Genomic DNA, 13,595 nt, shown 5'->3' with positions numbered 1-13,595 from the left:
AGAATGCGGGCATGACAGAGAGTCCGACGCCCGCCCACCGCTCCGCCCCGTACGAGGGCTCCACCGCGCACGACGGCCCGACCTCCCCCGACGGCGCCACCGCGCACGCCTGGGCCGCGCTGGGCGGGCCCGCCGAACTGCTCGCACGGGTCTCCTTCCACGGGCCCGACGGCGTCCTGCCCGCCCGGCTCCCGGTCCGGCAGCTGGCCCGCGCCACCGTCGCCGCCTGTTCGCTGGCGGCCGGGGAGCTCTCCGCGCTGCGCTCCGGGGGCGGGGTGCCGGCGGTCCGGATCGACCAGGGCGCGGTCGCCACCGCCTTCGTCAGCGAGCGCCACCTGCGGATCGACGGCCGGACCCCCGTCAGCTTCGCTCCGCTCTCCGGCTTCTGGCAGAGCGCCGACGGCTGGGTCCGCACCCACGCCAACTACCCGCACCACCGGGCCCGGCTGCTCACCGCCCTCGGACTTCCCGCCGACGCCGGGCCCGAGCAGTTGGCCGGGACACTGCGCGAGCACCCGGCCGAGTGGGTGCAGGAGCGTGCCTACGAGGCGGGCGCGCTCGCGGTGGCGGTCGCACCGGTGAGCGGCGCCACGCACCCGCTGGTCGAGACCCGGGTGGTCGGCACCGCCGCCGCCCGCCCGCTCGGCCCCGCCGGCCTGCCCGCCGACGGCGTCCGCGTCCTCGACCTCACCCGGGTGATCGCCGGCCCCGTCGCCACCCGCTCCCTCGCGCTGCTCGGCGCCGACGTCCTGCGGGTCGACCCGCCCCGGCTGCCCGAGGCCGAGGACGCGCACGCCGACACCGGGTTCGGCAAGCGCTCCACCCGGCTGGACCTCGCCGCCCCCGCTGACCGCGCGGCCTTCGAGGCTCTGCTGGCCACGGCCGACGTCGTGGTGACCGGCTACCGCCCCGGCGCCCTGGACGCCTTCGGCCTGGCACCCGCCGCACTGCTCGAACGCCGCCCCGGTCTGGTCGTCGCCCAGCTCTGCGCCTGGGGCTGGACCGGCTCCTGGGCCGGCCGCCGAGGCTTCGACAGCCTGGTCCAGGCCGGCGTCGGCATCGCCGCCACCGAGGCCGGCGCCGACGGCCACCCCGGCGTGCTGCCCGCCCAGGCGCTCGACCACGGGACGGGCTACCTGATCGCCGCCGGAGTCCTGCGCGCCCTCACCGACCAGCGCACCGGCCGCCCCGGCGGCCGCCACCTGCGCTACTCGCTGGCCGGCACCGCCTCCTGGCTGCAGCACGGCATCGGGCCCGCCGCCCCCGCCGTCCCCGGCGCGGCGGACGCGGAGCCGTACGACCCGCAGCGGTGGCTCGCCGAGACCGACTCCCCGCACGGCCGGCTGCGGTACGCGCTCCCGCCGCTCGCCTACGAGGGCGGCCCCGCCGACTGGTCCCGCCCGCCGGGCCGCTGGGGCACGGACGCGCCGGCCTGGCGCTGACCGGCGGCGGGGGCCTTCCGGGGAGCGGCCGGCGCGCGGTGTCGGAGGCGGGTGGCAGGATCTCCGGCATGACCGCACACGCGACCGACTACGCCTGGCTGGAAACCGAGGAGTTCGCCCCGATCCTGGAGGCGTACTGCCTGACCATGGTCGAGGGGCTCTCCGGCGCCGAGCTGCTCCGCCGGTTCGGGGCCGTCCCCGGCCGGCGGGTCACCGGCATCCAGGAGGTGCTGGAGGCCTGGGAGCGGTACGAGGACGGCGACTGCGACGCGGACGAGGCGCTCCACGGGCGCGAGGACGAGGCGCTGATGGTCGTCGCGGTCGTCGAACTCGACGGCTGGGCGGTGGCGCTGGAGGTCAACGGCTACCTCGGGACCACCTGGGAGCTGCTGCCCGGGCTCGCCGAGGGCACCAGGCTGGTCTCGCACTTCCGCAACGTCAACGCCGTGGACCACTTCCACTGGCAGGAGGGCGAGCGCAACCGGCTGCACTTCGAGCCGCTCTTCCCGGCGGAGCGGGACGGCAGCGACGCGGACGCGGTGGCGGAGCTGCTGGCGAAGGTCGGCTTCGACGTCAGCGCGGCCGACGACCGGGACATCGAGCGGACCACCACCGCGGCCTTCGCCCTCGGCGAGGAGCTCACCGGCCTGCGGCTGACCCCGGAGTGGCTGCGGACGGCCGAGTTCGTGATCGGCTACGCCCCCGAGCCGTAGGCCCTGCCCGGGGGCCGGAGCGGGGACCGGAGCGGGGACCACGGCGGGGCCGGGGCGGGCCTACGGCTCGGGGCGTCAGACGCCGGACGGGATCTGCTTGGCCCGGCTGCGGATCTGGAAGGCCGTCACGATCTCGATGAGGCCGAGGATAAGCAGCCAGCACCCGGCGAGGACGGTCAGGGCGGTGATCGAGCCGACCGGCCAGACCATCAGCAGCACACCGGCCACGGTGTTGGCCGCACCGGCGAAGGCCTGCCAGCCGCGCGCGGGCATGTCGGCGTCCGAGATCGCGGCGACGAGCTGGGTGATGCCCCGGAACAGCCAGCCGATGCCGATCCAGAGCGCCAGCAGCAGGAGCGACTGCACCGCGCTGCGGAAGCAGAGCAGGCCGAGCAGGACGCAGATCGCGCCGCTGATGAAGGCCAGCACCCGCATCGCGGTGGTGACGTGGGTGCCGAAGGCGGCGACCAGCTGGACGATGCCGATGACCAGCAGGTAGAGGCCGAACAGGATGCCCACCACCCGCAGGGTCTGCTCCGGCCAGGCGAAGACGATGATCCCGAGGGCGAGCGAGACGAGCCCGGCGAGCAGCAGCACCTGCCAGGCAGCCTTGGCGAGCAGCCCGAGCGGGCCTTGGACCGGCGAACCGTTGGGGGTGATGATCGGGGAGACCACGGCGGCGTACTCCTGGCGGCTTGGGAGGGCGGAGGACACTCCTGACGATCGTCGCGGGGGCCGTCCGCCGCCTGTCGGGTTCGCCCGTTCGGGGGATGGAACTGATCGCCCCTCGGACACCGGAGCGACACCTCCCGATCACTCACTGTCGATATGATCCGGCGATATGACTTCTGAAGGGTGGGGGACCCCTCCGGTCGGGCCGATCAGCCAGCACTACATCGTGTGCGGCGGCAACGCACTCGCCCACCGGCTGGCCGTCGAACTCGTCGAACACTACGAAGTACCGGTGGTGGTGCTGGTCCCGGACCGCACCCGTGACCACGCGCCGCAGATCGAGCAGCTGGCCGGGGTGGTCGCCGTGGTGGAGTACAGCAGTGTCACCGAGGAGGCGCTGCGGGCCGTCCGGGTCGAGACCGCACGCGGGATCGCCCTGGTCGACGGCAGCGACCAGGGGAACATCCACACCGCGCTCAGCGCCCAGGACCGCAATCCCGACATCCGCATCGTGCTGCGGATGTTCAACCAGCGGCTCGGTGACAACATCGAGCGGCTGCTGAAGAACGGCACCGCGCTCTCCGGCTCGGCCACCGCCGCGCCCGCCTTCGCCGCCGCCGCGCTGTCCCGGCCCAACTCCGTCCAGGTCGGCGACCGCTTCCTGCACATCGCCTACGACGAGGACATCGACTCCGGCCGGATCTGCATCGTCGCCGACCGGATCGACCGGCAGGACCTCAGCCGGATCCGGCTGCTGCCCGAGCAGGAGGGGGACTCGGCGCCCTTCGTCCGGCTGGCCAGCGCGTTCGGTGGCGACGGGCCGGTACGCCGCACGCGGGTCGGCGCTCCGGGCACCGGCGCCGGGAGCGCGGGAGACGCCGGTGGTACGGCCGGCGCCGGTGGTACGGGAGATGCCGCGGGCGCGGCGTCGGTGCCGGAGCAGTCGGCCGCCCCGGCCCAGGAGCCGGGGGTGCGACCGGACCGGGCCGCTCGGGACCGGCCGGACCGGGTCCCGGAGCAACGCCCGGAGCAGCGACCGGAGCAGGAGCCCGGCGGGGTGGCCGCGCTGCAGGCGCTGCCGAGCGAGCCGCCGATCCGGATCGGCTGGTCACGCCGGCTGCGCTGGCGCCTGCTCGACACCCTGCGCTACTTCACCAGCGCCCGGCTCCGGCTGGTGCTGATCACCGCGCTGGCGGCGGTGCTGATGGCCTTCGGCCTGCTCTGGTACCTCAACCGGGACTTCGGCTGGTCGCTCTACGTCTCGCTGCTCGACCTGGCCGGCGCGGCCCAGCCAGACCAGCACGCCGACGCGGCCGCCGGGACGGGGACCGGCGGCAGTTGGCAGCGGGTCGCCCAGGTGGTGATCACCTTCTGCGGGATCACCTTCGCCCCGGTCGCCACAGCGATCATGGTCGAGGTGCTCGGCTCCGGCCGGCGGGGCCAGCCCCGCAACCCCGGCGCCGGTACCCGGGACCACGTCATCGTGGCCGGGCTGGGCAACCTCGGCACCCGCGTCGTGGCCCAACTGCACGGCCTGGGCGTGCCGGTGGTCGGACTGGAGCGAGACCCGCAGGCCCGGGGCATCTCCGCCGTCCGGGCCCTGGGCGTGCCGGTGGTGGTCGACGACGGCCCGCTGGAGGAGCAGCTGCGCCGGGCCCGGCTGAAGCACAGCCGTGCGGTGGTCGCGGTCAGCGGGGACGACGCCACCAACCTGGAGGCGGCCCTGGAGGCGCGGGCCGGCAAGCGGGACGTCCGCGTGGTGGTCCGGCTGTTCGACGACAGCTTCGCCCGGCACGTCTACGCGACGCTGGACAACGCGGCGTCCCGCTCGGTCTCCTACCTGTCCGCTCCGGCCTTCGCCGCCGCCCTGATGGGGCGTGAAGTGCTCGGCACCCTCTCGGTGTTCCGGCACGTGCTGCTGATCGCGGAGCTGCGGGCGGAGGAGGGCGGCGCACTGGTCGGCATGAACCGGCACGACCTGGAGGACCCGGGCGGCGTCCGGGTGATCGCCGTCCGGCTCGCCGACCGGCCGCACCTCTACAACTGGAACTACGCCGACCGCACCCGCCGCCTCGAACCGGGCGACCGGATCGTGGTCGCCGCCAGCCGCAGCGGTCTCGCCAGGCTCAACACCACGATCACTGACGGGAACTGACGGAGCGCCGGGGCGGCGGGCCGGGGGCGGCGGGTCGCCACCCCCGGCCGTACCCGTCAGCGGTGGGTGAACTTCGCCGGGCGCTTCTCGGCGAAGGCGGCCATGCCCTCCTTCTGGTCCGCGGTGGCGAACGCCGCGTGGAACAGCCGGCGTTCGAAGCGGACGCCCTCGGCCAGGGTGGTCTCGAAGGCCCGGTTGACGCTCTCCTTCATCATGATCGCGGCCGGGGCGGACATCTCGGCGACCTTCTCGGCGGTGGCCAGTGCCTCGGTGAGCAGCTCGTCGGCCGGGACGATGCGGGAGACCAGGCCGGCCCGTTCGGCCTCTTCGGCCCCCATCATCCGGCCGGTCAGGCAGAGTTCCATCGCCTTGGCCTTGCCGACGGCGCGGGTCAGCCGCTGCGAGCCGCCGATCCCGGGGATGACACCGAGCTTGATCTCAGGCTGGCCGAACTTCGCCGTGTCGGCGGCCAGCAGGATGTCGCAGAGCATCGCCAACTCGCAGCCCCCGCCCAGGGCGAAGCCGGCCACGGCCGCCACCACCGGCTTGCGCAGCTCGCCGAGCCGGTCCCAGGGGCCCAGCCAGTCGTCCAGGTAGACGTCGGGGAACCGGTTGCCCTGCATCTCCTTGATGTCGGCGCCGGCCGCGAAGGCCTTCTCCGAGCCGGTGATCACCAGAGCGCCGATCTCCGGGTCGCGGTCGAAGGCGGTGGCGGCCGCGACGACCTCCTTCATCAGCTGCGTGTTGAGCGCGTTCAGCGCCTTCGGCCGGTTGAGCGTGATCAGCCCGACCCGCCCCTTGCGCTCGACCAGGATCGTCTCGTAGGTCTCGGTCATCGCCGTTGACTCCCATTTCGCTGCTCGGCACCACACCGGGTGCGTCCTGACCACCCAACGATCTCCGACGTGCACCGCCCCGCGCCAGTCTTGCCATGCGAGACGGTCGTCACGAGTCCGCCGGTACGCCCGGCGGCCCGGCAGGTCGGCCCGTCGAACGGGCCGATCCCGGTCAGAGCAGGCCGAGTTCGTCGCCCTCGCGCGGGGCGAAGAACCGGTCGACGTCCGCCGTGATGACGTCGGCCGGCTCCGCGGGGGACCAGCGCGGGTTGCGGTCCTTGTCGACCACCTGGGCGCGGATGCCCTCGACCAGGTCCGGCGTGGTCAGGGCGTGGCAGGAGATCCGGTACTCCTGGTCGAGCACCGCCTCCAGCGAGGGCAGGGCGCGGGCCCGGCGTAGCGCGGCGAGCGTCACCTTGACGGCGGTCGGCGCGTTGCCGAGCAGCTGCTCGGCGGCCTCCTTGGCCTCGGGGACGCCACAGGCGAACAGCCGCTCGACGATCTCCTCGACGGTGTCGGCGGCGTAGCAGGAGTCGATCCACTCCCGCCGCGCGGCCAGGGCGGCGGGCGGAGCGGGCGCGGCGTGGGCGGCCACGGCGGCGGTGAGGCCGGCGCCGGTGAGGCCGGCGGTGCCCGTCAGGGCGTCGAGCAGCGCGGGGATCCGCCCCGAGGGCACGAAGTGGTCGGCGAAGCCGCAGAACAGGGCGTCGCCGGGGCCCATCGAGCCCGAGGTGAGGCCGAGGTGGGTGCCCGACTCGCCGGGGGCGCGGGCCAGCAGGAGGCTGCCGCCGACGTCCGGGACGAGGCCGATCCTGGTCTCCGGCATCGCCACGACGGACCGCTCGGTCACGATCCGCACGGCGCCGTGCGCGGAGAGGCCGACACCGCCGCCCATGGTGATGCCGTCCATCACCGCGAGATACGGCTTCGGGTAACGGGCGATCAGCGCGTTGAGCCGGTACTCGTCGCGGAAGAACGCCCGGGCGCCGGCGCCGCCCGCCTTGGCGTCGTCGTGCAGGGCCCGGATGTCCGCCCCCGCGCAGAGGCCGCGCTCGCCCGCGCCCGTCAGCACCACGGCGCGCACGGCGTCGTCCGCGGCCCAGCCGTCCAGTGCGGCCCGGACGGCCGTGATCATGTCGTGGGTCAGCGAGTTGATGGCCCTCGGCCGGTCGAGCACGATCCGCCCGACGCCGCCGTCCCGGTAGGCCTGTACCTCTGCGCTCATCGGGCCCGCTCCCGTTCGTCGTCGCTGTCCGTCGTGAAGATCCGACCGCCACCGTACTAGGCACCTGTCCGCAACCGTCCGGCCGGGACGCGCCGGAGGCGGCGCCGGGGTTCGGCGCCGCCTCCTCGACCGTGGCTTCCGTGGCGGTGGCTTCCGTGGCGGTGCTACGGCACGACCCGGCCGGTCACCTCGCCGAAACCGACCACGGCGCCGTCGCGGCCCGGGGCGGTCGCGGTGATGGCGACCTCGTCACCGTCCTCCAGGAAGGTGCGGGTGGTGCCGTCCGGGAGCTTGAGCGGCTGTTCGCCGTTCCAGGTCAGCTCGATCAGGGCGCCCCGGGTCTGCGGCTCGGGGCCGCTGACGGTGCCCGAGGCGAAGAGGTCCCCGGTGCGCAGCGAGGCGCCGTTGGCCGTCATGTGGGCGAGCTGCTGCGCGGCCGTCCAGTACATCGAGGCGAACGGCGGGCGGGAGACCGGGTGCCCGTTCAGCCGGACCTCCAGCGCGAGGTCCAGACCCCAGGGCTCGCCACCCCGGTCGTCCAGGTAGGGCAGCGGTTCGACGTCCCGGGCCGGCGGGGCGACCCGGGCGTGCTCCAGGGCGTCCAGCGGCACGATCCACGGCGAGACCGAGGTGCTGAAGGACTTGCCCAGGAACGGGCCGAGCGGCACGTACTCCCAGGCCTGGATGTCCCGCGCGGACCAGTCGTTGACCAGGCAGACGCCGAACACGTGCTCGCGGAAGCCGTCCAGGGTGACGGGCGTGCCCTGCGCGGACGGCGTGCCGACCACGAAGCCGACCTCCGCCTCGATGTCCAGCCGGCGGGTCGGGCCGAAGGAGGGCGCCGGGTCGGCCGGTGCCTTGCGCTGTCCGTGCGGGCGGACCACCTCGGTGCCCGAGACCACCACCGTGCCGGCCCGGCCGTGGTAACCGATCGGCAGGTGCTTCCAGTTGGGGGTGAGCGGGTCCGAGCCGGGGCGGAAGATCCGGCCCAGGTTGGTGGCGTGGTGTTCGGAGGCGTAGAAGTCGACGTAGTCGGCGACCTCGAACGGCAGGTGCAGCTCCACCTCGGCCAGCGGCAGCAGCAGCGGCGAGAGCGCCTCCCGGTACGACGCGTGGGTGAGCCAGTCGGTCAGCGAGGCACGCACCTCGGTCCAGACCGGACGGCCCGCGCCCAGCAGCGGGTTGAGGCTCTCGGCGTCCAGCAGGACGGACGGCGCCCCGGCGGCGCGCGCGGCGGCTCCGGCGTCGAGGACGAACTCCCCGACGCGTACGCCGATCCGCCGCCGGCCGGGCCGGTCGGCGGCGGTGAAGACGCCGTACGGCAGGTTGTGCACGCCGAACGGCGAGTCCTGGGCGCTGGCGAGCCAGCTGCGGGGGGTGCTCAACGGTCCTCCTGGGGCGTGGGACTGGGCGACAGCAGGCCGAGCCCGGCCAGGTCGTCCAGGGGTTCGGCGATGCTGCAGGTGCCGAACGCGGTGAACGAGTTTCTGATCACCGTAACCTGACGGCCGGTCAGTGCGCCGACCGCCTTGGCCAGCACGGCGCCGGAGCGCTCCGCCAGTACCTCGGCGGCGGCTGTCCGGTCGGTCTCCTGCGCGGCCAGCAGCACGTTCAGGAAGCCGTGGTGCTCGAAGCCGGTGGCCGGATCGGTGTGCCGGACGGCGTGGTGCAGCCCGGCGGTGCACTTGTACGGCAGGCCGCGCTGCGCGCAGCCGGTGAGGAAGGCGGCCAGCTCCTCCTCGCCGGGGAACGCCTCGGCCACCACCCCGCCGGTGCGGAACTTCGCCCGGTACGGGCTGTCGACCAGCACGTCCAGGGCGTCGCCCAGGCCGTCGCCGCGCAGCAGTTCGCGCGGCAGCTCGACGGCGGCCGGGACGTCCGGCGGCAGCAGCAGGTCGAGTGCGGCCACCGCCTCGCCGGCGTCCCGGGTGGCCAGCTCGACGCCGGCCACCTCGAACGGCGCGGCGGCGGCGAGGGCCGGGCCGAGCTCCGCACTGCCCCCCGGCAGTACGAGCCCGACCCGCAACGGCCCGGCCTCCCGGGCCGGGTCCCGCACGGCCGCCAACTCGCCCAGCCGGCCCGCCCCGCACAGCAGGGGTCCGACCGCGTCGGCGTACCAGGCCAGCCGGTGCGCCCGGTGGGCCGGCACCGCTTCGGCGAGCGGCAGGTTCCCCGGGGGGAACACGGCCGCGTCGTCGAAGAGGGCCTGGAACAGCTCGGGGATCGGGCTCACCGCGCCGGCCCCCGGCCCGCCCAGGTCCACGCGTAGTTGCCGTCCTCGCTGGCCCGGCCGCCCTCGCCCAGCTCCAGCGGCCGGAAGGTGTCCACCATCACCGCGAGCTCGTCGAAGAACTCCACGCCGATGCTGCGCTCGTACGCCCCCGGCTGCGGGCCGTGGGTGTGGCCGCCCGGGTGCAGCGAGATCGAACCCTGCGCGATGCCCGAGCCCTTGCGGGCCGCGTAGTCGCCGCCGCAGTAGAACATGACCTCGTCGCTGTCCACGTTGGAGTGGTAGTAGGGGACGGGGATCGAGAGCGGGTGGTAGTCCACCTTGCGGGGGACGAAGTTGCAGATCACGAAGCCGTTGCCCTCGAACACCTGGTGCGCGGGCGGCGGCTGGTGGATCCGGCCGGTGATCGGCTCGTAGTCCCGGACGTTGAGGACATAGGGGTACAGGCAGCCGTCCCAGCCGACCACGTCGAACGGGTGGTGCGGCACGGTGTAGCGGGTGCCCGCGACGCCGTTCGGGCTGCGGTGCTTGACCAGCACGTCGACGTCCTCGCCGTCGACGAGCAGCGGGCCGGAGGGGCCGCGCAGGTCCCGCTCGCAGTACGGCGCGTGCTCCAGCAGCTGGCCGTACTTGGAGAGGTAGCGCTTCACCGGGGAGATGTGGCTGTTCGCCTCGATGCAGTAGACACGCAGCGGTTCGTCGCCGGTGGGCACCCAGCGGTGGGTGGTCGCCCGGGGGATGACCACGTAGTCGCCCTGGCCGACCTCCAGTGTGCCGAAGACCGTCTCCACCGTGCCGGTGCCGGACTCCACGTACACGCACTCGTCACCGAGCCCGTTGCGGTACAGCTCGCTGGGGGCCCCGGCGGCGACGTACGAGATCCGCACGTCGCCGTTGCCGAGGACGAGCCGGCGGCCGCCCACGACGTCGGCGGACTTCCACTCCTGGCCCGCGAACAGCTCGTGCAGCTTGAGGTGCCGGGGGAGCAGGGGGTGGTTGGGCACCGTCGACTGGTCCGGCAGCTCCCACGGCACGGCGTCCACGACGGCCGAGGGGATGCCCCGGTGGTAGAGCAGCGAGGAGTCCGAGGAGAACCCCTCCTCGCCCATCAGCTCCTCGTAGTACAGCCCGCCTTCGGGGGTGCGGTGCTGGGTGTGCCGCTTGGGCGGGATGCTGCCCAGCTGCCGGTAGTACGCCATCGTCCTGCTCCTCCTGGCCCGTTCGCCGACTGGCCGTTCGCCGCTCGTGCTCCGATCGGGGGTGCTGATCAGAGGTTGCCGCGGCGGTCCTGCTCGCGCTCCAGGGATTCGAAGAGCGCCTTGAAGTTGCCCTTCCCGAACCCGAGCGAGCCATGCCGCTCGATGAACTCGAAGAACACCGTCGGCCGGTCGCCCTGCGGCTTGGTGAAGATCTGCAGCAGGTAGCCGTCCTCGTCGCGGTCGACCAGGATGCCGCGCTTCTTCAGCTCCTCGACCTCGACCCGGACCTTGCCGATCCGGGCGCGCAGCTCCGGGTCGTCGTAGTACGAGTCGGGGGTGGAGAGGAACTCCACGCCGTTGGCGCGCAGGATGTCGACGGTGGTGAGGATGTCGTTGGTGGCGAGCGCCAGGTGCTGGCAGCCCGGGCCGCCGTAGAACTCCAGGTACTCGTCGATCTGCGACTTCTTCTTGGCGATGGCCGGCTCGTTGAGCGGGAACTTCACCCGGTGGTTGCCGCTGGCCACGACCTTGGACATCAGCGCCGAGTACTCGGTGGCGATGTCGTCACCGACGAACTCGGCCATGTTCACGAAGCCCATGACGCGGTTGTAGAACCCCACCCACTCGTCCATCCGGCCGAGTTCGACGTTGCCGACCGCGTGGTCCAGCGCCTGGAACAGCCGCTTCGGAGCCCCGGCGGCGCGGGTCACCCTGGTCTCGGCGGCCACGAAGCCCGGCAGGTAGGGGCCGTGGTAGCGGGAGCGGTCGATCAGGGTGTGCCGGGTCTCGCCGTAGGTGGCGATGGCCGCGCGGCGCACGGTGCCGTTCTCGTCGGAGACGTCGTTCGGCTCCTCCAGCACGGTGGCGCCCTGGGCGCGGGCGTGCTCGATGCACTTGTCGACGTCCGGCACCTCCAGGGCCAGGTCGACCACGCCGTCGCCGTGCCGGCGGTGGTGGTCCAGCAGCGGGCTGTCCGGGGAGACACCGCCCTTGATCACGAAGCGGCAGGAGCCGGAGCGCAGCACGAAGGCCTTGCGGTCGCGGCGGCCGGTCTCCGGGCCGGAGTAGGCGACCAGCTCCATGCCGAAGACGGCCTGGTAGAAGTGGGCCGTCTGGGTGGCGTTGCCCACCACGAACACGATGGCGTCCTGCGCGGTGACAGGGAACGGGTCCGTGGCGGGGTCGTGCTCGACGAGGCCCACGAGGCGGCGGAGCTGCTCGGCGTCGAGACCGGCCTCGCGTTCCTCGGGGGTCAGCTCAAGGGCGTGGGACTGCGGGGTCATCGGTCGTTCCTCCACATTGAGGCCTCGGCATTGAGGCATCCGCTTGAGGCGGCCACGCCGCGGGGTGGGCGGTGCGGCTGAGCGGAGAGCTTGCTCCTGTCGGGATGGTTGGGCAACAGGTCGGGATTTCACTGATCAATGTGTACAAGCTGATCAGGAAATGGCGGGTTCGGCTGCACAAAATGCATGGCTGTTCGGAGTGGTTCACGCGAGGTCTGTACGGCGTGGTGGCCGGCCGTGAGGTCGGAGGGGTCGGAGGGGTCGGAGGGGTCGGAGGGGTCGGAGGGGTCGGAGGGGTCGGAGGGGTTGGACGGGGGCGGACGGGGGCCGGACGGGCCGGCCGTGGGAACGGTCAGGGGGGCGAGCCGGGCGGCAGGTACCGCAGGAACCAGTCCCGGGCCAGCTCGGCCACCCTGTCCAGCGTGCCCGGTTCCTCGAAGAGATGGCCGGCGTGCGGCACCACCGCCAGTTCACTCTCGCAGCGCAGCCGGGCCCGCGCCTGCCGGTTCAGGTCGATCACCCGGCCGTCCCGGCCGCCGACGACCAGCAGGGTCGGCGCGCTGACCTCGGCGAGCCGCTCGGGGTCGGTGAGATCGGGCCGCCCGCCCCGGGAGACCACGGCGCGCACGCCCTCGCCCAGCCGGGCGGCCGTCCAGAGCGCGGCGGCCGCGCCGGTGCTGGCGCCGAACAGCCCGAGCGGGAGGTCCCGCTCCCCGGCCTGCGGCAGCTCGGGGAGGAGTCGGGCCACGGCGGTCAGGCGGGCCCCGAGCAGGTCGACGTCGAACACCTTCCGCCGGTCCGGCTCCTCGTCCTCCGTGAGCAGGTCGAACAGCAGCGTGGCCAGGCCCGCCCGGTTGAGGGCCGCGGCCACCCGGCGGTTGCGCGGGCTGCGCCGCCCGCTCCCGCTGCCGTGGGCGAACACCACCACGCCCGCCGCGTCCTCCGGCACGGTCAGCCGGCCCGCCAGCCGGACGCCGGTGACCGGCAGGATCAGCTCGCGGTCCACCGCGACGGGGTCCACCGCGACGGGGTCCGGCGCCCGCCCGGCGCGGTCCGGCACGGGCTCGGCGCGGGCGTCGGCGAGGTGGCGCAGCACCTCCTCGTCACCGGTCTGGCCGAAGTCGTCGTAGAACTCGCCGATCGCGAAGAACGGGGACGGCGTGCCGACGCAGACCAGCTCGTCGGCGACTCCGGCCAGGCGGTCGGTCCAGTCGTCGGGCGCCACCGGAACGGCCAGCACGACCGTGGCCGCCCCCCGGGCCCGGACGATCCGGCAGGCCGCCCGGGCCGTGGAGCCGGTGGCGATGCCGTCGTCCACCACGACCACGGTGCGTCCACGCAGGTCGGCGGGTGGGCGCCCGCCCCGGTAGCGGCGTGCCCGGCGCTCCAGCTCCGCGCGCTCGCGCACCTCGACCTCGGCGAGCTGCCCGGGTGTGACGCCGGCCAGCCGGATGACCTGGTCGTTGAGCACCCGGACGCCGTCCTCGCCGATCGCGCCCATGCCCAGCTCCGGCTGGTGGGGCAAGCCGAGCTTGCGGATCACGCAGATGTCCAGCGGGGCGCCGAGCGCGGCCGCGACCTCGGCGGCCACCGGGACGCCGCCGCGCGGGAGGGCGACGACGACGGTGCCGGGGCCGCGCAGGTGGCCGAGCAGTGCGGCCAGCCGGCGGCCCGCGTCGGTGCGGTCGGTGAAGTGGGTTCGGGTGACGTGCATGGCGCGGCCTCCGCGTTCCACCGTACGTCCAGTACATCCGGTACGTGCGGTATGCCCGGTACGTCCGGCACGTGGGTGGGCGGGCGCTGGAGCCGGTCCACGGTGGTGCGAGGCCGCTCCGGGCGA

General features: G+C 74.0%; 11 protein-coding genes. 3 read left to right on the top strand and 8 right to left on the bottom strand.

Annotation, left to right across the window (positions count from 1 at the left end; genetic code table 11):
* Positions 1-11 precede the first annotated feature (11 nt).
* Both AB0J08_RS12175 and AB0J08_RS12170 read left to right on the top strand, forming a co-directional pair.
* The gene (locus AB0J08_RS12175; RefSeq protein ID WP_360631102.1) at positions 12-1,442 is read left to right on the top strand and encodes a CoA transferase; all 1,431 of its coding nucleotides are present in this window, start codon (positions 12-14) and stop codon (positions 1,440-1,442) included.
* Between the two features lie 68 nt (positions 1,443-1,510).
* Entirely contained in the window at positions 1,511-2,155 is a 645-nt protein-coding gene (locus tag AB0J08_RS12170; RefSeq protein ID WP_360631098.1) for a DUF6461 domain-containing protein, read from the top strand.
* Positions 2,156-2,230: 75 nt separating this feature from the next.
* On the opposite strand, the gene AB0J08_RS12165 is transcribed toward AB0J08_RS12170, so the two are convergent.
* Complete coding sequence (locus tag AB0J08_RS12165) at positions 2,231-2,869, bottom strand: HdeD family acid-resistance protein (protein ID WP_360631095.1); 639 nt, start codon at positions 2,867-2,869, stop codon at positions 2,231-2,233.
* 127 nt (positions 2,870-2,996) lie between these two features.
* Here AB0J08_RS12165 and AB0J08_RS12160 point away from each other — a divergent pair, with 127 nt between their 5' ends.
* The gene (locus AB0J08_RS12160) at positions 2,997-4,982 is read left to right on the top strand and encodes an NAD-binding protein (RefSeq protein ID WP_360631092.1); all 1,986 of its coding nucleotides are present in this window, start codon (positions 2,997-2,999) and stop codon (positions 4,980-4,982) included.
* 56 nt (positions 4,983-5,038) lie between these two features.
* Here the strand turns inward: AB0J08_RS12160 and AB0J08_RS12155 are convergent, their stop codons facing one another.
* From AB0J08_RS12155 to AB0J08_RS12125, 7 genes are all read right to left on the bottom strand, one after another.
* Entirely contained in the window at positions 5,039-5,818 is a 780-nt protein-coding gene (locus tag AB0J08_RS12155) for an enoyl-CoA hydratase (protein WP_360631089.1), read from the bottom strand.
* Positions 5,819-5,990: 172 nt separating this feature from the next.
* On the bottom strand, positions 5,991-7,043 hold the full coding sequence (locus AB0J08_RS12150) for an enoyl-CoA hydratase/isomerase family protein (protein WP_360631086.1): 1,053 nt from the start codon (positions 7,041-7,043) through the stop codon (positions 5,991-5,993).
* Between the two features lie 164 nt (positions 7,044-7,207).
* A complete protein-coding gene (gene fahA, locus AB0J08_RS12145) occupies positions 7,208-8,428 on the bottom strand; it encodes a fumarylacetoacetase (protein ID WP_360631083.1) in 1,221 nt (406 codons plus the stop codon).
* Positions 8,425-9,276 carry a hypothetical protein gene (locus AB0J08_RS12140; protein ID WP_360631080.1) on the bottom strand — a complete coding sequence of 284 codons (852 nt, stop codon included), beginning with the start codon at positions 9,274-9,276 and terminating at the stop codon, positions 8,425-8,427. Before AB0J08_RS12140 ends, fahA begins: the two co-directional genes overlap by 4 nt.
* The gene (locus AB0J08_RS12135) at positions 9,273-10,472 is read right to left on the bottom strand and encodes a cupin domain-containing protein (RefSeq protein WP_360631077.1); all 1,200 of its coding nucleotides are present in this window, start codon (positions 10,470-10,472) and stop codon (positions 9,273-9,275) included. Before AB0J08_RS12135 ends, AB0J08_RS12140 begins: the two co-directional genes overlap by 4 nt.
* 68 nt (positions 10,473-10,540) lie before the next feature.
* Complete coding sequence (hppD, locus tag AB0J08_RS12130; RefSeq protein WP_360631074.1) at positions 10,541-11,755, bottom strand: 4-hydroxyphenylpyruvate dioxygenase; 1,215 nt, start codon at positions 11,753-11,755, stop codon at positions 10,541-10,543.
* A gap of 352 nt (positions 11,756-12,107) precedes the next feature.
* The gene (locus tag AB0J08_RS12125) at positions 12,108-13,469 is read right to left on the bottom strand and encodes an alpha/beta family hydrolase (protein ID WP_360631071.1); all 1,362 of its coding nucleotides are present in this window, start codon (positions 13,467-13,469) and stop codon (positions 12,108-12,110) included.
* Positions 13,470-13,595: the final 126 nt, after the last annotated feature.

Origin of the sequence: Kitasatospora sp. NPDC050463 (assembly GCF_040655255.1) — a bacterium.
Lineage (GTDB): Bacteria > Actinomycetota > Actinomycetes > Streptomycetales > Streptomycetaceae > Kitasatospora.
Note: the sequence above shows the minus strand (reverse complement) of the source record. Positions and strands in the feature narration are given on the sequence as shown.